Origin of the sequence: Acinetobacter sp. YH12108, from assembly GCF_013419055.1 — a bacterium.
In the GTDB taxonomy this organism is placed as follows: Bacteria; Pseudomonadota; Gammaproteobacteria; order Pseudomonadales; family Moraxellaceae; genus Acinetobacter.
In genome coordinates this window covers 17,225-38,413 of the sequence record NZ_VPAW01000020.1, presented here as the reverse complement: position 1 = coordinate 38,413, position 21,189 = coordinate 17,225, and the positions used below count along the sequence as shown (strand labels likewise).

20 protein-coding genes are annotated in these 21,189 nt (G+C 42.7%); 15 read left to right on the top strand and 5 right to left on the bottom strand.

The window, feature by feature from the left end; genetic code table 11:
- Positions 1 to 157 precede the first annotated feature (157 nt).
- Positions 158 to 1,300: an acyl-CoA dehydrogenase family protein gene (locus tag FTU46_RS12585; RefSeq protein ID WP_005236468.1), complete on the top strand. Its 1,143-nt coding sequence runs from the start codon at positions 158 to 160 to the stop codon at positions 1,298 to 1,300.
- Between the two features lie 82 nt (positions 1,301 to 1,382).
- Here FTU46_RS12585 and FTU46_RS12580 read toward each other — a convergent pair whose 3' ends face one another.
- Positions 1,383 to 1,901: a DJ-1/PfpI family protein gene (locus FTU46_RS12580; RefSeq protein ID WP_180018496.1), complete on the bottom strand. Its 519-nt coding sequence runs from the start codon at positions 1,899 to 1,901 to the stop codon at positions 1,383 to 1,385.
- A gap of 487 nt (positions 1,902 to 2,388) precedes the next feature.
- Here FTU46_RS12580 and pheA point away from each other — a divergent pair, with 487 nt between their 5' ends.
- The 5 genes from pheA to FTU46_RS12555 all read left to right on the top strand — a co-directional run bounded on the left by pheA (position 2,389) and on the right by FTU46_RS12555 (position 7,905).
- Positions 2,389 to 3,498, top strand: coding sequence for a prephenate dehydratase (gene pheA, locus FTU46_RS12575; RefSeq protein ID WP_125279073.1), 1,110 nt, complete (start codon positions 2,389 to 2,391; stop codon positions 3,496 to 3,498).
- Between the two features lie 66 nt (positions 3,499 to 3,564).
- On the top strand, positions 3,565 to 4,656 hold the full coding sequence (gene hisC / locus FTU46_RS12570) for a histidinol-phosphate transaminase (protein WP_179993203.1): 1,092 nt from the start codon (positions 3,565 to 3,567) through the stop codon (positions 4,654 to 4,656).
- Between the two features lie 3 nt (positions 4,657 to 4,659).
- On the top strand, positions 4,660 to 6,906 hold the full coding sequence (locus FTU46_RS12565) for a bifunctional prephenate dehydrogenase/3-phosphoshikimate 1-carboxyvinyltransferase (protein ID WP_180105112.1): 2,247 nt from the start codon (positions 4,660 to 4,662) through the stop codon (positions 6,904 to 6,906).
- Between the two features lie 100 nt (positions 6,907 to 7,006).
- Complete coding sequence (locus FTU46_RS12560) at positions 7,007 to 7,372, top strand: hypothetical protein (RefSeq protein WP_166136040.1); 366 nt, start codon at positions 7,007 to 7,009, stop codon at positions 7,370 to 7,372.
- The gene (locus FTU46_RS12555; RefSeq protein WP_180004051.1) at positions 7,360 to 7,905 is read left to right on the top strand and encodes a GNAT family N-acetyltransferase; all 546 of its coding nucleotides are present in this window, start codon (positions 7,360 to 7,362) and stop codon (positions 7,903 to 7,905) included. The genes FTU46_RS12560 and FTU46_RS12555 overlap by 13 nt, the downstream gene beginning before the upstream one ends.
- A gap of 33 nt (positions 7,906 to 7,938) precedes the next feature.
- On the opposite strand, the gene FTU46_RS12550 is transcribed toward FTU46_RS12555, so the two are convergent.
- Positions 7,939 to 8,571 (bottom strand): alpha/beta hydrolase, encoded by a 633-nt coding sequence (locus FTU46_RS12550; protein ID WP_159123226.1) that lies wholly within the window; start codon positions 8,569 to 8,571, stop codon positions 7,939 to 7,941.
- Between the two features lie 122 nt (positions 8,572 to 8,693).
- Here FTU46_RS12550 and yaaA point away from each other — a divergent pair, with 122 nt between their 5' ends.
- From yaaA to rnhB, 7 genes are all read left to right on the top strand, one after another.
- Complete coding sequence (gene yaaA / locus FTU46_RS12545) at positions 8,694 to 9,476, top strand: peroxide stress protein YaaA (RefSeq protein ID WP_180011673.1); 783 nt, start codon at positions 8,694 to 8,696, stop codon at positions 9,474 to 9,476.
- Between the two features lie 471 nt (positions 9,477 to 9,947).
- Positions 9,948 to 10,136, top strand: coding sequence for a hypothetical protein (locus tag FTU46_RS12540; protein WP_004784216.1), 189 nt, complete (start codon positions 9,948 to 9,950; stop codon positions 10,134 to 10,136).
- Positions 10,137 to 10,576: 440 nt separating this feature from the next.
- The gene (locus FTU46_RS12535) at positions 10,577 to 11,899 is read left to right on the top strand and encodes an NCS2 family permease (RefSeq protein ID WP_004815389.1); all 1,323 of its coding nucleotides are present in this window, start codon (positions 10,577 to 10,579) and stop codon (positions 11,897 to 11,899) included.
- A gap of 77 nt (positions 11,900 to 11,976) precedes the next feature.
- Entirely contained in the window at positions 11,977 to 12,978 is a 1,002-nt protein-coding gene (locus FTU46_RS12530; RefSeq protein WP_180011671.1) for an adenosine deaminase, read from the top strand.
- A gap of 82 nt (positions 12,979 to 13,060) precedes the next feature.
- Positions 13,061 to 13,405, top strand: a complete 345-nt coding sequence (locus FTU46_RS12525; protein WP_180011669.1) for a hypothetical protein — start codon at positions 13,061 to 13,063, stop codon at positions 13,403 to 13,405.
- A 183-nt stretch (positions 13,406 to 13,588) separates the two neighbouring features.
- Positions 13,589 to 13,969 carry a hypothetical protein gene (locus FTU46_RS12520; RefSeq protein ID WP_159123230.1) on the top strand — a complete coding sequence of 127 codons (381 nt, stop codon included), beginning with the start codon at positions 13,589 to 13,591 and terminating at the stop codon, positions 13,967 to 13,969.
- 57 nt (positions 13,970 to 14,026) lie between these two features.
- Complete coding sequence (gene rnhB / locus FTU46_RS12515; protein WP_004784204.1) at positions 14,027 to 14,617, top strand: ribonuclease HII; 591 nt, start codon at positions 14,027 to 14,029, stop codon at positions 14,615 to 14,617.
- A 79-nt stretch (positions 14,618 to 14,696) separates the two neighbouring features.
- On the opposite strand, the gene csrA is transcribed toward rnhB, so the two are convergent.
- The 3 genes from csrA to alaS form a co-directional block, all read right to left on the bottom strand.
- Positions 14,697 to 14,954 (bottom strand): carbon storage regulator CsrA, encoded by a 258-nt coding sequence (gene csrA / locus FTU46_RS12510; protein WP_004784202.1) that lies wholly within the window; start codon positions 14,952 to 14,954, stop codon positions 14,697 to 14,699.
- 248 nt (positions 14,955 to 15,202) lie between these two features.
- Positions 15,203 to 16,483 carry an aspartate kinase gene (locus tag FTU46_RS12505; RefSeq protein ID WP_159123232.1) on the bottom strand — a complete coding sequence of 427 codons (1,281 nt, stop codon included), beginning with the start codon at positions 16,481 to 16,483 and terminating at the stop codon, positions 15,203 to 15,205.
- Between the two features lie 64 nt (positions 16,484 to 16,547).
- A complete protein-coding gene (gene alaS, locus FTU46_RS12500) occupies positions 16,548 to 19,241 on the bottom strand; it encodes an alanine--tRNA ligase (protein WP_180105111.1) in 2,694 nt (897 codons plus the stop codon).
- Between the two features lie 409 nt (positions 19,242 to 19,650).
- On the opposite strand from alaS, the gene FTU46_RS12495 reads away from it, so the two are divergent.
- Both FTU46_RS12495 and FTU46_RS12490 read left to right on the top strand, forming a co-directional pair.
- Positions 19,651 to 20,679, top strand: coding sequence for a type I glyceraldehyde-3-phosphate dehydrogenase (locus FTU46_RS12495; RefSeq protein WP_004815403.1), 1,029 nt, complete (start codon positions 19,651 to 19,653; stop codon positions 20,677 to 20,679).
- A 179-nt stretch (positions 20,680 to 20,858) separates the two neighbouring features.
- Positions 20,859 to 21,155: a hypothetical protein gene (locus FTU46_RS12490; protein ID WP_180105110.1), complete on the top strand. Its 297-nt coding sequence runs from the start codon at positions 20,859 to 20,861 to the stop codon at positions 21,153 to 21,155.
- The last annotated feature ends 34 nt before the right edge of the window (positions 21,156 to 21,189 follow it).

Below are 21,189 nucleotides of genomic sequence, written 5' to 3'. Positions count from 1 at the left end.
GTCTTATAGGTCATAAAAAAGGAAGCTTCGGCTTCCTTTTTTATTTTTATCTGACTGTGAAGTTAGCAAAAAAATAAGTCAGGTACATGACAGCCTTTCTAAAAATAGTTAGCCTGTGCACAGGAAATAAAACGATAAACACGATAAGGATAAAAGAATGCTGGCTTACGATGCTGACCTGGAACTTTTCCGCGACAATTTCAAACGCTTTATGAATGAACATGTAGCGCCTTACTATGAAGAGTGGGAGCGTGAAGGCATGATGCCGCGTTCAGTCTGGAATGCCATGGGCGAAAATGGCTTTTTGTGTGTCGATGTCCCGGAAGAATATGGTGGCTACGGTGTTCCGACCCACTATTCCCTGATGTTAATCGAAGAGTCAGCTCGAGCAGGCTATAGCGCCATCTCAACTGGCCTGTCTTGTCACTCGGATATCGCAGCGCCGTATATCTTGCATATCGGTACAGAAGAGCAGAAAAAATACTGGCTACCGAAAATGGTGTCTGGTGAAGTGGTCGGTGCGATTGGCATGACTGAGCCGGGTGCAGGTTCTGATTTGCAAGCCATGCGAACCAATGCCATCTTGCAGGATGATCATTATCTGTTAAATGGTTCTAAAACTTTTATTTCCAATGGTCAGCATGCTGACCTAGTCGTATTAGCCGTGAAAACCGATCCACAAGCACGCGCCAAAGGTGTGTCTTTGATGCTGGTGGATACGCATCTGGAAGGCTTTAAAAAAGGCAAGAATCTGGACAAGATTGGTCTGCATTCACAGGATACTTCAGAGCTGTTCTTTGATAATGTCAAAGTACCGAAAGATCAGTTGCTGGGTCAGCCAGGTCAGGGCTTCGTCTATCTGATGCAGGAACTCCCACGTGAACGTACCGCTATTGCGGCAACCGCACTGGGGGCGATTCGTGGCTCGATTGATGTAACGACTCAATATGTCAAAGAGCGTCAGGCCTTTGGTCAGGCGATTGGCCAGTTCCAGAATACCCGTTTTGTACTGGCACAGGCCAAGATTGACGAGCTGGCAACAGCAGCTTTCTATAACCAGAATGTTGAGTTGTATATGCAAGGCAAGCTGGATGTTGAAACTGCAGCAGCGCTAAAGAGTTTCTCTACTGATATGCAGATGAAAGTTGCTGACAATCTGCTTCAGCTCTTTGGTGGTTATGGCTATATGACTGAATATCCGATTTCGCGTTTCTTTGTTGATGCCCGCATTCAACGGATCTATGGCGGTACCAATGAAATCATGAAAGAAATTGTTGCACGTGGTCTGCTTGGACGTTAAAAATCAACAGATAAAAAAAGAGTCCGAAATGGACTCTTTTTTTATAGAAAGAATATTCTTGAAATCTAGATATTTTATTATTTTAAGATTTTAGTACATCCAGACATTCATGAATAAAAATTGGCAAATCATTTGGCACTCGAGATGAAATCAGCTGATTATTGTCATTGACCAGTTCAACATCATAATACGTCGCACCCGCATGTTGTACCCTAGGTGCATGCGCACGGATACTGGTAATGATGCGGTTCTTTAAAACATCGGCTTCACTCAGGAGTAAGGAGGCATCACAAAGACTAAAAATGGTCTTTTTGGCCTCATTAAAAGCCTGAATGAAATGTAAGACTCGCGTATCGTTGGCGAGGGACACTGGTGATTCACCGCCTGGAATGAGCAGGGCATCAAAATCCTCAATACTGATATGATCAATTCCCCGATCAATGATTACACTCGACTGGCCATGTAGTCCATGTACGACTTTTCCGGCATGCAGTTCAATATTACAGACACTGTGCTCTGCAGCAAGTAAGGCTGCAACAGGTTCAGTATATTCAAGATCTTCAAAATTATTCGTTACAAGTACCGCTATTCTTTTTGGCATTATAGGCACCCCCAATATAGTTTTAAATTAGACTAGCGATTTAAGGTTTAAAAAACGTCTCTGCTTTGTAACCAAATAGTGATTTAGTGTAAAAAATTCAATTAAATCAAAGTAAAATGACCAAAAAAACAGTTTTCTATGTGCATTTTATTGTGAACTGTCACTCAGATTTTAAGTAGTTAAACTAGAGGAATCGAGATGGCTTTATTTTTATTTTCTTATGCTTAAAATCGTTATGTAGATTAAGAAATAGTGATATTTCATCTTGATAAAAATCAGTTAAGATGGGCGGGCAAAGTTTACAATTTGATAATGTAAAAGATGCGAAAATGCTGAAAGAAATGTTACCAGATATGACTAAAGCGATGAACGGTTAAAATCAAATCCCTGTTTTTAAGAATTAATCTACTAAAGTTATATTGTGTAACATTTGCAGCGCACTAATTGTTATACTGCACAGATAAGGTTTATGAAGGGCGACATCACGATGATCAACGACGATCAAAACACAACGGCTTCTTTAGATTTGGCTAAAATTCGTGAAGATATCGATTCAGTTGATCAACAAATCCAGCAATTGATTAACCGTCGTGCACGTTTGGCTGAGGCTGTAGCAAAAGCGAAATTCGCATCTGAAGAAAATCCGCTGTTTTACCGTCCGGAACGTGAAGCACAGGTTTTGCGCAATGTTATGGAGCGCAATGAAGGACCATTGTCAGATACGACGATGGCACGTCTGTTCCGCGAGATCATGTCGGCTTGTTTGGCGCTTGAAGCACCGCAAAGTATTGCGTTCTTGGGACCTGTCGGTACCTACACACACTCAGCAGTATTGAAACATTTTGGTCATGATGCTGTGGTTCGTCCATTACCCACCATTGATGAAGTATTCCGTGAAGTAGAAGCGGGCAGTGCACATTATGGTCTGGTGCCTGTTGAAAACTCCTCTGAAGGGGTAGTGAACCACACTTTAGACTGTTTCAAGACTTCGCATCTGAATGTGATTGGCGAAGTAGAATTACCCATTCATCACCAGTTCCTGATCTCTGAAAATACCCGTAAGGACAGTATTAAACAGATCTATGCACACCAGCAGACTCTGGCTCAATGCCGTAAATGGCTGGATGCCCATTATCCAGGTGTAGAACGTGTGGCACTCAGTTCAAATGCTGAAGCTGCGCGCCGTATTCAGAATGAATGGCATTCTGCTGCGATCGCTTCTGAAATTGCTGCGAATATTTATAATCTTGAGATTATGCACAGCAATATTGAGGACAATCCAGAGAACACAACACGCTTCCTGGTGATTGGTCGCGAGAAAGTGCCACAAAGCGGTAATGATAAAACTTCATTATTGGTGTCTGCGCATGACCGTGCCGGTGCATTGCTGGAAATTTTAGCTCCATTTGCCAAACACAACATTAGTCTAACCAGTATTGAAACTCGACCTGCACTTCCTGAAAAATGGGCTTATGTATTCTTTATCGATCTTGAAGGTCATATTGAGCAGGAAAATGTTAAAGCTGCGATCGAAGAAATTCGTCCGTTTGTGAAAGAAGTCCGCGTGCTTGGTTCATATCCTGCAGCTGTTTTATAAAAGCAGCCTTTCGTGGTTAGTGCGAGGGTGCTAACCACTGTTTCATCTGTAAATCGGAAGTATAAAATGTCGTTTGTCCCAGCCAATGAAGGCATCTCTAAATTAAAGCCATATCAACCAGGTAAACCGATCAGTGAACTTGAGCGTGAGTTGGGCATCACTGATATCGTAAAACTGGCTTCAAATGAAAACCCGCTGGGCTGTTCAGATAAAGTCAAAGAAGCAGTGGCTGCGGAACTGGCGGAAATTGGCCGTTATCCGGATGGCGGTGGCTTTATCCTGAAAGATCAGATCAAGACACAATTCGGTTTTGATCATAACCAGATTACTTTAGGTAATGGTTCAAACGACTTACTGGAAATATTCGCCCGTGCATTTGTTTCTGAAAAAGATTCAGTGATTTATAGCCAGCATGCGTTTGCGGTATATGCACTGGTGACTCAAGCGATTAACGCTGAAGCGATCGAAGTACCTGCTAAAGGTTTCTCACATGACCTTGAAGCGATGGCGGCTGCGGTAAAAGACAACACCAAGCTGATCTTTATTGCAAACCCGAATAACCCGACAGGGACCTGGTTTGAAGAAGCTGAATTTGAAGCATTCATGCAGAAAGTGCCTGCGAACGTGATCGTGGTGCTAGATGAAGCCTATGTGGAATATTTCCCAGAGAACTTCAATAGCCTAAAATTCCTGAAACAGTATCCAAACCTGATTGTCAGCCGTACGCTGTCTAAGTGCTATGGTTTGGCTGCACTGCGTGTTGGTTTTGCCCTGGCTTCTGTTGAAGTGACTGATTACCTGAACCGTATCCGTCAGCCATTTAACGTGAACCACTTGGCGATGGTTGCTGCGGTGGCTGCACTGAAAGACGAAGCATTCATCGAGAAATCTCGTGAAGTAAATAAAGCAGGTATGGCACAGCTTGAAGCTGGCTTCAAAGCTTTGGGCCTGAACTATGTACCTTCACGCGCGAATTTCATCTTGGTCGATGTACAGGCTGATCCAGCTGAAACATTTAACAAGTTGTTGAAAGAAGGCGTGATCGTACGTCCAGTGGGTATTCCAAACCACCTGCGTGTATCGATTGGTACTGAAGCTGAAAATGCCAAATTCCTTGCTGCATTAGGTAAAGTACTTGGCTTAGAGGCGAAAGCGTAAGTTATGTCGCAGCCACTGTTTGAAAAAGTTGCCTTTATCGGACTTGGACTGATTGGTTCAAGCCTGGCGCGTGTCATTCAGGCCGAGCATTTAGCCAATGACATCGTGGCATCGACCCGCTCACAAAAAACCTTGGAAGATGCCAAGGCACTTGGTCTGATTTCAGACGGCTATGCAGATCCTGTAGAAGCTGTTCAAGGTGCAGACCTGGTGGTGCTGGCTTTACCTGTTCGTGCAACGCAAAAGGTATTGGAAACCGTCAAGCCATATCTGGCTGAGGGCGCCATTATCACCGATGTGGGTAGTACCAAAGGTAATGTGGTAGAAGCAGCCAAAGCCGTATTTGGTGAAAATCTACCAGCCGGTTTTGTGCCGGGGCATCCAATTGCGGGTGCAGAACATACTGGTGTACATGCGGGTAAGGTGGATCTGTTCGCTAATCACAAGGTGATTTTGACACCGTTGCCAAGCAGCGGACAATGGGCGGTCGAGAAACTGATTCAACTGTGGCAGGCGGCAAAGGCGGAAGTGATTTGTATGGATGTGGAAAAGCACGATGAAGTGCTGGCACATACTAGTCATCTTCCGCACCTGATGGCCTTCAACTTGGTCGAACAACTGGCCAAGCGCGAAGACAATCTGGATATTTTTCGTTATGCTGCCGGTGGCTTTCGCGACTTCTCGCGTATTGCCGCCAGTGATCCACAAATGTGGCATGACATCTTTTTTGCCAATAAAAAGGCGATTCTCAATGCCGTGGACGGCTTTGAAGCTCAACTCGCGATTATCCGCAAGCTGATTGAAGATGAAGATTCACAAGCCTTAATGGGCTTATTGGGGCATGCGCAGGCTGCGCGTCAGCACTTCAATCATATGCTCGCCAAGAAACCTCTCATGGAGAAAAATAAAGTGACACAACAATTTACCATTCAACCAGGTGCCAAGACGTTCCAGGGTAAATTTACCGTGCCAGGTGACAAATCTGTGTCACACCGTTCCATCATGTTTGGTGCCATCGCTGAAGGCACAACGCATGTAACGGGTTTCCTTGAGGGTGAAGATGCGCTTGCGACGCTGCAAGCCTTCCGTGACATGGGCGTAAGTATTGAAGGTCCTAAGAATGGCGAAGTGACCATTCATGGCGTGGGTATGCATGGTCTGAAAGCACCAAAATCTGCGCTTTACATGGGCAACTCGGGTACTTCGATGCGTCTGCTGTCTGGCATACTGTCAGCACAGAAATTTGATTCTGTAATGACTGGCGATGCTTCACTATCTAAACGTCCAATGGAGCGTATTGCTAAACCATTACGTTTGATGGGTGCACAGATTCAAACTACGGGTGAACGTGGTACACCACCAGTATCGATTACCGGTAATCAAAACCTAAAAGGTATTCAATACGACTTGCCAATGGCATCGGCTCAGGTGAAATCAGGTATTCTACTGGCGGGTCTTTGGGCAGAAGGTGAAACTTCAGTGACTGAACCTGAACCAACCCGTGACCATACTGAACGTATGTTGCGTGCGTTTGGTTATGACGTAAAAACTGAAGCTAACCGTATTTCCCTGCAAGGTGGTGGTAAGCTGGTCGGAACCAATATCCAAGTACCATCGGATATTTCATCTGCTGCTTTCTTTATGGTCGGTGCAGCGATTACTGAAAATTCAGATGTGACTTTGGAAGCTGTGGGGATTAACCCAACTCGTACTGGTGTCGTCGAAATCCTAAAACAGATGGGAGCCGACATCGCTGTTGAAAATGAACGTATTGCGGGCGGTGAACCGATTGCAGATATTCGTATTCGCGGTACACGTACCTTAAAAGGCATTCATATGCCGGAAGACCAAGTGCCACTAGCAATTGATGAATTCCCGGCATTGTTTATCGCGGCAGCTTGTGCTGAAGGCCAAACGATTCTAACTGGTGCTGCTGAGCTGCGTGTCAAAGAATCGGATCGTATTCAGGTGATGGCAGATGGTCTGAAAACCATGGGCATTGATTGTACGCCAACTGATGATGGCATTATCATTGAAGGTAAGGGCAAGGCAGGTGACTGGTCACCAATCTTTACCGGTGGTGAAATTGAATCGCATCATGATCATCGTATTGCCATGAGCTTCTCAATCGCAGGTCTGCGTAACTCAGGTGAAATTAAGATTGTTGGGACTGAAACTGTCGCAACCAGTTTCCCAACCTTCACTGAACTGACTTCTCAAGCTGGTCTGGCGATTGAAGTGACAGAATAATTCTAAAATTTACATGAAACAGCCAAGCTTTTGCTTGGCTGTTTTGTTTATATTGGCTTATGCTAAAACCATACAACAAAAAAGCCATTTGGATGTAGCAATGCGAAAATTAAAATTTATGGCCAATCCTCAGAGCCAGCAACAATTACAGGGCAGTCAGCAGACTCAGGAATATGTGGCACATCTGCTGACGGAAGAGCTCGGTAAATATGGCTTTAAGACTTTGGCGCAAAGTGGTGCACAAGTGGCCGTAAGTGTCGATGAACATGAGTTGCCATTATCAGTGAGCTGTGAGACACGAGACCAGGAAGGGCACCTGATTTGTGAAATTGCTTCTTATCCGGATGAAGAACAGGACTGGCTGGACCGGATTACAGAACAAAGTTTATTAAATCAGTTGGCACAAGCCGTTGAAGCATCATTGAAAGAACAAGAAAGTTTTAGTGAGTTTGAGTGGAAGAACTAGTTCAACAAATGCAAAGGGTTTTGCCCATACTACAAAGTGAACGTCTTGTTTTAGATTATTTTAAGCCATCTGATGCTGCGGAAGCCTATGCCTCGATTACCCCGAGTCTGACCCGTTTTATGGCATGGGATGCACCGGAATCTGAACAGGTATTTGCAACAGTCTGGCAAAACTGGCTAAACAATATGGCTGATCATAAAGAATATATCTTTGTGATCCGTCATATTGAAAGACATGAATTTATCGGACTATGTGGTTTACATCGACTGCATGATGAAATACCTGAAGTGGGTATCTGGATTCGTGAAAAGGCGCATGGTCATCATTATGGACATGAGGCAGTACGTTGCATTGTGGCCTATGCTTTCAATACATTAGGGATCAAAGCTTTGAGCTATCCGGTAGCCGAAGAAAACTGGGCTAGCCGAAAAATTGCAGAACGTGTAGGTGGAAAAATTACCAACCACCTAGATAAACCTAAATATCGGGCTGTAATTTATGAAATTCATGCTAAAGATTTTATTTCTGAATAAAAAAACCTCATCATTCGATGAGGTTTTTTTTGATCAGCTTAATGCGAGGAAACGGCTCATCGCAATCCGAAGCTGTTTTAAATAACCGGTAAAGAAATGATTTGCGCCAGGCAAGATCGTGACCAGATGACGTTGAGGCTTGGCCCATTCAATCATGTCGGATAAAAGCGTGACATCATCCGCTTCACCATGGATAAATAAAATATCACCTTTGATCTGTGGAGTAACATAGTGACGTAGGCCAGCTACGGTCGCAGTCGGTAGGCCACACAAAATCACTTTTGAAGGTTGCAGTTCAACGGGCAGGGCAGCGTAACACTTGGCCATGACATGTGCGCCAAAACTGAAACCGCCTGCAAAGAAAGGCAGGCCAATATGTTGGCGACGCGCATATTTAATGACTTCAAGTATATCATCCGTTTCACCAAAGCCTTCATCATGCAGACCGGCACTTTGACCAGAACCACGGAAACTTGGACGATAGACAACACAACCACGCTCTAAAAACATTTGTGCCAGTAACACCGGAACCTTATGTTGTGGTGTGCCACCTTGTAATGGATGGGGATGACAAACAATCGCGAATCCTTTCACTTCACCCTGAGGATAATCCACAAAAACCTCAAGTTGGCCAGCAGGGCCTTGGAGGAAGATTGGTTCGGACATAGAAAACCGATAAATTGCAGGAGAATTTTCTATTTTAACGATTATGATAAATAAAAACATGAATTGGAATTAAAATAAGTCTACTGATATAGTTTGATTAATCATTTTTTAACCAGGTTGCTATGCTTGCTTTAATTTCACCAGCCAAGACTTTAGATTACGAAACACCTTTACCTACCGATCAATTTACTCAGGCAAGATTGCTGGAACATTCCCAGGAATTGATAGAAGTTGCCCGCCAGTTATCCGCAACTGAAATTGCCAGCTTAATGAGCGTCAGTGAAAAAATTGCCAATCTGAATGCGGAACGCTTTAGAGACTGGCAGCCAGATTTTGATTTTTCCAATGCTCGTCAGGCAATCTTTGCCTTTAAAGGGGACGTTTATACCGGTCTGGATGCTTACCAGTTAAAGCAGGATCAGATTCATTACGCACAGAACCATCTGCGTATGTTATCCGGCCTATATGGCTTATTGCGTCCGCTGGATCTGATGATGCCTTACCGTCTGGAGATGGGAACCAAATTGACTAACCCACGTGGTGCTCATCTCTATGAGTTCTGGGGACAAACCATTACTGACCTGATCAATCATGATCTGGCAGCAGCAGAGTCTGAAATTCTGGTCAATATTGCCTCTGATGAATATTACAAGGCAGTGAAAGAAAGCAAAATTCAGGCTGAAATCATCAAGCCGGTATTTTTAGATCAGAAAAATGGCAAATATAAAGTCATCAGCTTCTATGCCAAGAAAGCTCGTGGATTAATGGCGCGCTTTATCATTGAAAACAAGATCAAACGAACTGAAGACTTAAAAGCCTTTAATACCGATGGGTATTATTTTGATGCTGAAAGTTCATTAAAAGGTGAGTTGGTATTTAGACGTGATGAGCAGCTAGCTGCTTAAGGTAAAAGATTTACCCAAGGCTGAATGAAGAAATTTTCTTAAAAGTCTTGGGTGAATTTAAGTTTAGCAATATTGAATTGAATAAAAATTAAAAAAAAGGAAGGAACTTCCAAAATATCATTTATTTAGAAGAATTTTTAACAGGAAATGGATAAATTTTTTAGAAGAAAAGCTAAATAAAATAATGAAAGCTATAGGGAGCTTTAAAAGATATTTTTCACTCGATAAATTTATATAGTAAAGACAAATTTCTAAAAAAATAAAAAATAGAATCAATCAATTAATTTCTTTTAATATTCAAAAAATGACTAAAAAATAAAAAAATATGGCTCAGAAAATTATGATTAATTGAATAAGAAGTATAAAAAAACGAAGAATGAAAAGACCCTAAATATTTGAAAAAACTGCATTTTATCGGGTTATTTGTAAACTATGTCACAATTTTATTGTTATTTTGTTAGCATAATTTCAATGCTGTTACATAACTCAACTACAAAAATGAAAATTTATACAATTCCTATTTTTGTGCTGATGGTGGGTTTACTCGGTTATTGTGTTCACCAACAGGCCGAAACAAGAAAACATGAAGAGCTTCATCAGATTCTGAAAGAAGTACAACATTCAACTAAATTGCTGAATGCAAATCGGCCCCGACCTTAATAGATTTGTACTAAGCTCTTTGATTAGGGAAACAGGTAAAAAGATAAAAATAAAATTATAATAAATAAAAGAAAATTTAATAATAGTAGAACTAGATTATATTAATTTTTAATAAAATATAAATTCTAAGAAGCAATCAGAAATCAATGTGTTATAATTTGCAAAAGATAAAGTTAGATCAAATTTACTTAAATTAAGTATTTGATTCTAATGATGAAAAAGCTGCATAGGGGTTATGCAGCTTTTTTGTTTAGATTGTTTTTTGAGTTTTTCTAGCGCAGTTTTCTTACTGTTCGCTATTGAAACATTTTGACCCGCTAAATGGCGAAGCTGGCATATTCGTTGCTAACAGATCCTTAAAATTCATGAAGTTTTCTATAAAATTTCCTGGATTCGGCGGCATGCTTAAAGCATAAAGTTTACTCAATAGGGGCTAGGTCATGACGACTCCTAATCCATCTTCAGAAAATATGCTGGAACGTCTGTTCAAACTGAGTGAAAACAAAACCAGTTTCCGTACAGAAGTTCTGGCAGGTGTAACCACGTTCCTGACAATGTGTTACATCATTATTGTTAATCCGATGATTTTATCCGAAACCGGGATGGATCATGGGGCTGTCTTTGTAGCCACCTGTCTTGCAGCCGCAATTGGCTGTCTGGTGATGGGGCTAATTGCCAATTATCCAATCGCACTTGCACCGGGTATGGGCCTGAATGCCTTCTTTACCTACTCAGTCTGTCTGGGAATGGGTGTGCCTTGGCAAACTGCATTAGGTGCAGTATTTGTATCTGGTCTGGTCTTCATTGCCATCAGTATGTTCAAAATACGTGAGGCGATTGTCAATGCCATTCCAATGTCACTCAAACTGGCGATTGGCGGTGGTATTGGCCTGTTCCTGGCCCTGGTTGCACTGAAAAATGCTGGCATCATTGTGGATAATCAAGCGACCTTGGTGGGTCTGGGTGATTTGAAACAGCCAACTGTTATGCTTGCGCTACTTGGCTTCCTGTTAGTGGTGGTAATGCATCACTTCAAAGTACGTGGTGCGATCATTATCAGTATTTTGGTAATCACTGCGATTTCTACTGCTTTAGGTTATAACCAGTTCCAAGGTGTAGTGGGTCAAATTCCTTCACTGGCACCAACCTTCCTGCAAATGGACTTTCAAGGTCTGTTTACAGCCAGCCTGATCGGTGTGATCTTCGTATTCTTCTTGGTCGATCTGTTTGACTCTACTGGTACGCTAGTAGGTGTTTCACATCGTGCAGGTTTGTTAAAAGATGGTAAATTGCCGCGTCTGAAAAAAGCATTATTTGCCGATTCTTCTGCGATTGTTGCAGGTGCTGCTTTGGGTACTTCTTCAACTACACCTTATATTGAGTCATCAGCGGGTGTTGCAGCAGGTGGTCGTACCGGTCTGACTGCAGTTGTGGTTGGCTTGCTGTTCATTGCCTGCCTGTTCCTGGCTCCATTGGCTCAATCTGTACCAGGCTTTGCAACTGCACCAGCATTGCTATTTGTCGGTGTATTGATGATTCAGGGTATTGTCCATATTGAATGGGATGATATTACTGAAGCGGTTCCGGCATTCCTGACCATTGTATTCATGCCATTTACGTATTCAATTGCAGATGGTATCGCAATGGGTTTTATCAGCTATGCGCTGATTAAACTGTTGACAGGTAAAGCGAAAACTGTTCCATACATGGTATGGATCATCGCAGTACTGTGGGCATTGAAGTTCTGGATGTTTGGCGGCTAATTTTTGTCGAATATCAAAAGGGTGTAAACTCAGTTTGCACCCTTTTTTATTTTTCTCAGGTTTAATCAGGAGTAGCGATGAACCGTCTTGAATTGATTCAGGCCTTGCCAAAGGCTGAGCTGCATGTGCATATCGAAGGTACCTTTGAACCTGAGTTAATGTTTGCAATTGCACAGCGTAATGAAATTAGCATTCCTTATAAATCGGTTGAGGAAGTAAAGCAGGCTTATAATTTCCATAATCTGCAATCTTTCCTAGATATCTACTACGCGGGCGCCAATGTTCTGATTCATGAACAGGACTTTTATGATCTGGCCTGGGCGTATTTTGAAAAATGCGCAGATGACAATGTCGTGCATACTGAAATGTTCTTTGATCCGCAAACGCATACTGATCGTGGCATTGCCTTTGAAACCGTGATTAATGGCTTGCAGAAAGCCTGCGATGATGCGAAAGCTAAATTAGGCATTACTTCACATCTGATCATGTGTTTCCTGCGTCATCTTAGTGAAGAAGCGGCATTTGAGACATTAGAGCAAGCACTGCCTTATAAAGATCAAATCATTGGAGTAGGGCTGGATTCAAGTGAAGTCGGGCATCCACCATCTAAGTTTGAACGTGTCTTTGCCAAAGCGCGTGAAGCCGGTTTTCTGGTGGTTGCACATGCGGGTGAAGAAGGTCCGGCAGAATATGTCTGGGAAGCTTTGGATTTATTAAAAGTAAACCGTATTGATCATGGGGTACGTTCTGAGGAAGATCCAGAATTGATGCAGCGTTTGATTGCAGAGAAGATGCCGCTTACAGTATGTCCACTTTCAAACCTGAAACTGTGTGTGGTAGATGATATGCAGCAGCATAATATCCGTCGCCTGTTGCAGCAGGGCGTGCATGTCACGGTGAATTCAGATGATCCATCGTATTTCGGTGGTTATATGAATGACAATTTCATTGCCATTGCTGAAGCTTTGGACCTAAGCAATGATGAGCTAAAACAGCTGGCGATCAATTCTTTTGAAGCTTCATTTATTTCTGATGCTGAAAAACAGAAATGGATCAGCCTGATTCAGGCACTCGTTTAAAATATCATTCCAGTAAATTTGTTAGCCCAAAGAGGGTGGAGTTCGCTCTGCCTTTTTATTTAATCTGATCTGTGAACCAAAGATGAAATTAAAATTCCTGTGGCCTGTTCTGGCTGTTAGCTTAATCAATCCTGCTTGTGCAGATACCTCAATGACTCAGAAAGCCCTGAAACCTGTGATTGAATATCAGTGTGGCCAAGAGCTGAAAGATTCCAAAGTCTGGAAAATGGGTACTTATTTCATGGCTGAAGCCAATAAACAGCATTTACAGCAAAAAGTATGTGGCTGTGTAGGTGAGCATGCCTTGGAAGGTGTTCCGGCTAAAACCCTGTTAAAAGCAACCGTTGATGAAGAAACTAAAAAAGAGCTGACCCGTAAAGCAATTGCCAATAGCTTAAAAGGCTGTATGGGCGAGTTTATCAATTAAGGATTTTTGGGTGCTGGCTTATTCAGGCCTTACCCTTAAATTAATAGTGAGTCTTCTTTCTGTGATGGCTGTGAATCTGGCTGTGCGCAGATTAGACATCATGGCGCATTTTTAGATTTCTTATTGCGATAAACTTCGGCACAATAGCTGCATATTTTAAAAGTTGAAAAAAGGATAAAATCCGTGAAAAAATTATTGGCTGTTGTTGCTCCATTAGCACTTGTTCTTTCTGCCTGCGTAGCACCCCAAGGTACAGGCACCCCAACTCAAGCAAGTACAGGTCAGCAACTCGGTTCTGCAGCCATTAAAATTGCCATCAATGCAAAATGTGTTACTGAACTAAATAATATTCCGGCTTGGCAAACTGCAACACGTTTAATGACAGAAACACAAAAACAGAATATCCAGTCTGAAATTTGTGGTTGCGTGAGTGAAAAGGCACCACAAAACGTGACTGCGGTAGATTTGGCGACTGCAGCAATTGACCCAGCAGCACGTGCAACTATTGTAGGCAATGTCGTTGCAAATACTATTAACGCTTGCGTGGCTGAAGCGGTAAACTAAGTCAAAATCAAATTTGAATAGGCTGACTGGTTCAGCCTATTTTTTATGGGAAATAAAATGAATATTGCTGGTGTAGATGAAGCAGGGCGTGGGCCATTAGTAGGATCGGTGGTCGCTGCGGCTGTGATATTGGATCCGAATAACCCGATTGAGGGCTTAAATGATTCCAAGAAGCTAAGCGAGAAGAAGCGCGAAAAACTTTTTATTGAGATTCAGGAAAAAGCACTGGCTTGGGCCATCGCTGAAGCCTCTGCGGCAGAAATCGACGAGCATAATATTTTGCAGGCCTCTTTGCTGGCAATGCGCCGCGCTGTGGAAGCATTAAGCATTCAGCCGGAACATGTACTGGTCGATGGCAACAAGATTCCTCAGGGTCTTGCGATGAGCTGTGATGCGGTTGTAGGTGGGGATGCTCTGCATCCTGAAATCTCGGCAGCCAGTATTCTGGCAAAAGTGACCCGGGATCGCCAGATGGTAGAGATGGATCAGAAGTATCCACAATTTGGCTTTGCCAAGCATAAGGGTTATCCGACCAAAGCACATTTTGAAGCGATTGCCTTACACGGGGTGATTGATGAGCACCGTCGTAGTTTCGGACCGGTGAAAAAAGTGCTGGCAGCGTTGCTTGATCAGCAGCAGGCAGGATAAAGTCTGATTATTTTGCTATGCAGTTGAAAATTAGACAAATTAAAAGCGGCTTAAAAGCCGCTTTTATATTCATACAAAATTAACGGTTAAAGTTATTTTGTGTCTGGTTATCATCTTCATAAGAAGAAGGCTGATAATCCTGGTCAATATGCTGAAGATGTTCATGCATTGCACGTTCATGCTGGATACGCTGGTAAATCTCTTCACGGTGTACAGAGACTTCTTTCGGAGCATTTACCCCAATACGAACCTGGTTGCCTTTTACGCCAAGTACAGTCACGCTGACTTGGTCTCCGATCATTAAAGTTTCCCCGACGCGTCGAGTCAAAATCAGCATGTTTCTCTCCTTGCAAAATGCAAAACCTGCAATCTATTGAATGTAATAAAAAAACACAACCTAAAATTATATAATTAAAGTTTGAATAGAAAGTCCTGTCCATGAAATGAAGAGGTTAACTATCCAGATTGTTGAAAATCCTTAGGCTTAATATAACAGAGCCACTATAAAAAAAACTATAGTGGCCCTGCATTTTTGTAGAGATTTAATGAAATACTGTCAGACAATGACGGTATTTTGTAGTTCTCTTAAGCGCGTGCGCTAGATTCACCATGTTCACGGTCTAAACCAAACGCAGTGTGAAGTGAGCGAACTGCAAGCTCAAGATAATTCTCTTCGATAATTACTGAAATCTTGATTTCAGAAGTAGAAATCATCAGGATGTTGATGCCTTCATCAGCAAGGGCAGTGAACATTTTGCTCGCTACACCAGCGTGAGAACGCATACCTACACCTACGATAGACACTTTTACGATGTCATCACGAGTTGCAACTTCACGTGCGCCAATCGCTTGAGCAGTTTCTTCAAGGATTTTTTTGGCTTTAGCGAGTTCACCGCGGTTTACAGTAAACGTGAAATCAGTTGTACCATCTTCTTCAACGTTCTGGATAATCATATCCACTTCGATATTGGCATCACCAATTGGTTTAAGAATTTTAGATGCAATACCTGGCTCATCTGGAACACCCAGAATAGTCAGTTTAGCTTCGTCGCGGTTGAACGCGATACCAGAGATAATTGGCTGTTCCATGTTGTCTTCCAGTTCAGTAGTAATAAGAGTTCCGACGTTGTTTTTGAAGTCTTCGTCAAATGCGCCATCATTGTCATTATCGAAGCTTGAGAGTACGCGTAAAGGCACTTGGTACTTGCCTGCAAATTCTACAGAGCGAATTTGAAGAACTTTAGAACCTAAAGATGCCATTTCCAGCATTTCTTCGAAAGAGATACGGTCTACTTTTTTCGCTTTAGGCGCAACACGAGGGTCAGTCGTATATACGCCATCAACGTCTGTGTAAATCTGACATTCATCCGCTTTAAGCGCTGCAGCAAGTGCGACACCTGAAGTATCAGAACCACCACGGCCTAAAGTTGTGGTATTGCCATCAGCATCAAAGCCTTGGAAACCAGCCACCACAATCACGCGGCCTGCATCCAGGTTTTCAGTCAATACATCGGTATCAATAGATTCGATACGTGCTTTGGTGAATGCACTGTCAGTTTTAATACCAACCTGGCGACCAGTTAAAGATTTAGCTTCAACGCCAATTGAATTCAGCGCCATAGCTAACATGGAAATCGTTACCTGTTCACCCGTAGAAACCATTTGGTCAAGTTCACGTGGGTCAGGGGTTTCGGTAATGGCTTTCGCGAGAGCAAGCAAGCGGTTGGTTTCACCACTCATAGCAGATACGACTACAACCATCTTGTGGCCATGGTCATGCCAGCGCTTCACACGACGAGCAACATTGAGAATGCGCTCGGGAGTACCCATTGAGGTACCGCCATATTTTTGAACGATTAATGCCATAGTTGTTCCATATAAACCATGACCCTGATTTTCCGATCAGGGTCAGTTACACAAAATGAAGTTTTTATTTTGCTTCAAGCCAAGCTGCTAAATCAGCCATCACTGGAGCAAACTTCTCGTTAAGTGGCGCGCCACCTTGTGCCAAGTCAGGTTTACCACCACCTTTACCACCTAGCTCAGTTGCCAAGTGTTTGATGATGTCACCCGCTTTAATAGAAGCAGTAAAGTCTTTAGCTACAGATGCAATCAAGCTAACCTTGTCACCCTCTACACCTGCAAGAACAATGACTGCATTTTCTAATTTTGATTTCACACCATCGTGCAGGTTACGTAGTGCTTTCGCATCCATACCCTGAACAGTCGTGATTAATGTTTTACGACCAGCAAGCTCTTGAACCTGGCTTAAAAGTTCACCGGCTTGTAGGCTTGCCAATTTTTGATTCAGCTGTTCAATCTGTTTTTGCAATTGATGCGCAGTGTCCACCACAGCTTCAACTTTTTCGACTGTTTGATGGTTCTGTGCTTTTAACAAACCATTGATATATTGAACATCACGATCGACTTTCTGTACGGCTTCAACCGCTTTAGTACCGGTTACGGCTTCAATACGACGTACACCTGCTGCGACACCACCTTCAGAAGTGATTTTGAACAGACCGATGTCACCTGTATGTTTCACGTGAATACCGCCACACAGCTCGATTGAGAAGTTTTTTTCGTCAATCACTGAACCCATAGACAATACGCGAACTTCTTCACCGTATTTCTCACCGAACAGCATCATCGCACCTTTGGCTTTCGCAGATTCGATGTCGAGCAGTTCAGTGGTAACAGGCGTGTTGGCAATCACTTCGGCATTTACCAGACGTTCAATTTCTTGCAGTTGCTCAAACGTTACAGGCTGATCGTTAGCAAAGTCGAAACGTAATACGTCAGACGCAACCAATGAACCTTTTTGTTGTACGTGTGAACCCAGGATTTGACGTAGGGCAGCGTGTAGCAAGTGAGTTGCAGAGTGGTTACGTGCAGTTGCGGCACGAATGTCGGCTTTAACCGTTGCTTCCACGTTTTGAGTAACTTTCAAGTTACCCATAGTCACGATACCTTGGTGAACGAATGCACCACCAGATTTTTTGGTATCTTGAACTTCGAAAATACCGGTATCGTTTTTGAAGAGTCCTGTATCACCGATTTGACCACCGCTTTCTGCATAGAAAGGAGTCTGGTTAAGAACGATTAATGCTTCGTCGCCTTCAACCACTTCGTCAACCTGTTCGCCATCTTTGTAGATTGCGATGATTTGACCTTGACCTGCTGTCGCGTCATAACCTTCAAACTGAGTTTCGCCTTCAACTTTAACAACGCTGTTATAGTCGATTGCGAATTTACCGGCATCACGTGCGCGTTGACGTTGTGCAGCCATTTCTTTTTCAAAGCCAGCTTCGTCAATCGTTAAATCACGTTCACGTGCGATATCTGCTGTAAGGTCAGTTGGGAAGCCGTAAGTATCATAAAGTTTGAATACGATTTCACCTGGAATCACAGAACCTTTCAGGTTTGCCAATTCGCCTTCAAGCAATTTCAGACCTTGCTCAAGTGTTTTCGCGAATTGTTCTTCTTCTTTCAGCAATGCAGCTTCGATACGTGTTTTGTTTGCTTCAAGCTCTGGATAAGCAGCACCCATTACATCAATTAAAGGCTGAAGCATTTTGTGGAAGAATGAACCAGTCGCACCCAGTTTGTTACCGTGACGAACTGCACGGCGGATGATACGACGCAGTACATAACCACGACCTTCATTCGAAGGGTTCACACCATCCGCAATCAGGAAGCAGCATGAACGTGCATGGTCAGCCACAACTTTAAGTGAAGCAGGGTATTCAACCGGTTTGTTTTCAGCTTGTGCTTTCGCTTCAATATCTGAAGTATCTAGACCGATAATTTCAGTAGCAGCTTTTAACAGGTTTTGGAACAGGTCGATTTCATAGTTAGAGTTGACATGTTGCAGAACCGCAGAAATACGCTCAAGGCCCATACCGGTATCAACAGAAGGTGCTGGAAGAGGGTGCAGGACGCCATCCGCAGTACGGTTGAACTGCATGAATACGTTGTTCCAGATTTCGATGAAACGGTCGCCATCTTCTTCAGGTGTACCAGGCAGGCCACCCCAAATGTGCTCACCGTGATCATAGAAGATTTCAGAACATGGACCACAAGGACCAGTATCGCCCATTGCCCAGAAATTGTCTGATGCGTATTTTTCGCCTTTGTTATCACCAATGCGGATAATACGGCTGGCATCTAGACCAACTTCTTTATTCCAGATATCAAACGCTTCGTCATCAGTGTGATACACAGTTACGTACAATTTGTCTTTAGGCAGTGCCAGCCATTTGTCGCCGGTCAGAAATTCCCAAGCAAATTTAATCGCATCACGTTTGAAGTAATCACCAAACGAGAAGTTACCCAGCATTTCAAAGAATGTGTGGTGACGAGCTGTGTAGCCAACGTTATCTAAGTCGTTGTGTTTACCACCTGCACGTACACATTTTTGTGAAGATGTTGCACGAACGTAGTCACGTTTTTCCAGACCCAGGAAGCAGTCTTTAAACTGGTTCATACCAGCATTGGTAAACAATAATGTTGGGTCGTTGGCAGGAACCAGAGAACTCGACGCGACACGTGTATGCCCTTGCGATTCAAAGTAGCTTAAAAAAGCTTCGCGAATTTCAGCTGATGTCATAAAACGAGTACTCACAACCAAGTCACTCCATAATTTCCGATTTGGCTAAAAACATCACAGTCTGACAAGAAGGTTGGTTCTCTGCTGCAATGCGGGGCTTAAATATTTAAAAACGCCAAATTATAACGGAAAATGCCTGTTCAACCAATGATTTTCATATTTATAGATCATAAAACTATAAGGAATGAATATTAGAAAAATCAGAAAAATGCCCTGCAAAATCAAAAGCTATTGTCATTACAGCAATTTATCTTAATTCTCGCTGATAGAAAGACTGGATTACTTCAAGCAAAGCATGAATTTTTCGATGAAATATTGGACATTCTGTGTAATTTTTAGTGGATTTAGCTGAATAGTTATCAGTCAGCTGGATAATTCCATTAATATAGGCGCACAAAGTTTTATGCCGCAGTAGGGAACGTCGATGCAACGTATCGCAATTAATGGTTTTGGACGAATCGGACGCAATGTGTTGCGTGCATGGTTTGAAAATCCGAAAGATTTTAATTTTGACATCGTTGCCATTAATGACGTTGCCGACGTTGAAACCTTATTGCATTTATTTAAATATGATTCTACTCATGGCCGTTTCCCGGGGCAGGTTGATCTGACTTATGAAGATGAGTATGCCTACCTGCATGTCACTTATCGCGATGCTTATCAGAAAGTTCAGGTGTTAAGACAGGCGAATCCGGTGGAAATGCCATGGCATGAACTGAATATTGATGTGGTATTGGAATGTACCGGCTTATTCCGTTCGCGTGAGGCTGCGACTCAGCATATTACTGCCGGGGCAAAACGGGTGATTATCGGCGCTGCACCGTTTGATACGGTGGATGCTGCAATTGTCTATGGCGTCAACCATCGTGATGTCAAAGAAAGTGACCAGATTATTTCTAGCGTGTCTTGTACTACGCAGGCATTGGTACCGCTAGTCAAAATCATTGATGATGCCTTTGGGATTGAGACTGCACTGATGACTGAAATTCATGCGGTGACTGCGGATCAGTCAGTACTGGATCATGCCCATCGTGATTTAAGACGTGCCCGTGCTTCCGGGCAAAATATTATTCCAACCACATCTTCAGCTTTGGGTGCTTTAAAACGCGTAATGCCGAAGATGGAGAACCGGATTGATGGTTATTCGATTCGCGTGCCAACCATTAATGTCGCAGCAATTGATCTGACTTTTATTTCTCAGTCACCCATTACTGATCATCAGTTAAATGAAGTATTAATTAACGCTGCACGTCAGGATTTTGCTGAAATCATGTCTGTGACAGATGAGCCTTTGGTCTCTAGCGATTTTAATCATTCGCCTTATTCATTGATTGTGGATCTGACCCAAACCCTGGTAGTGGGGCATCAGGCTAAAGTATTTGCCTGGTATGATAATGAATGGGGTTATGCCAACCGTTTGCTGGATCTCTGTGAATCCTTTTATACAGATTAAGCTATTTTGAAAGCATCCTAAATAGGGTGCTTTTTTATGCAAAATTAAAAAATTAGAAGAAAATGAATAAGAACTTGAACGTAATTGATCGAAAAGCTCTGGATTTATGCCGAATATTTCTGTGATCTGGATATTTTTTCGTTAAGATAAAGATAATTAAATGGAATAAGAGCAAGCACATGATATTGATCTGGGGATTTATTATATTACTGACCTTGGCTGTGATTTTTTTGATCTGGCTGCAATTTAATAATAATGAGAGTTCACAAAATGTGGAAGGCGTGCCAGTTGAGGAAAAAGTGGCACATCTGGAAGAAAATTTAAAAAAGACCTTGGAAATTATGCAGGATCTGGCGAAAAAGATGCATGTGCAGCAGGAAGTACTGGATCAGACTACAGCCAAACTGCAAAAAGTTGAACTGCAAAATGCAGAACTGGTAAATCTGCTCGCTAAAGTAGTAGAACCAAAGTCATAAGACCTTTTTATGCTGGCCTAGCCTTATATAAAGG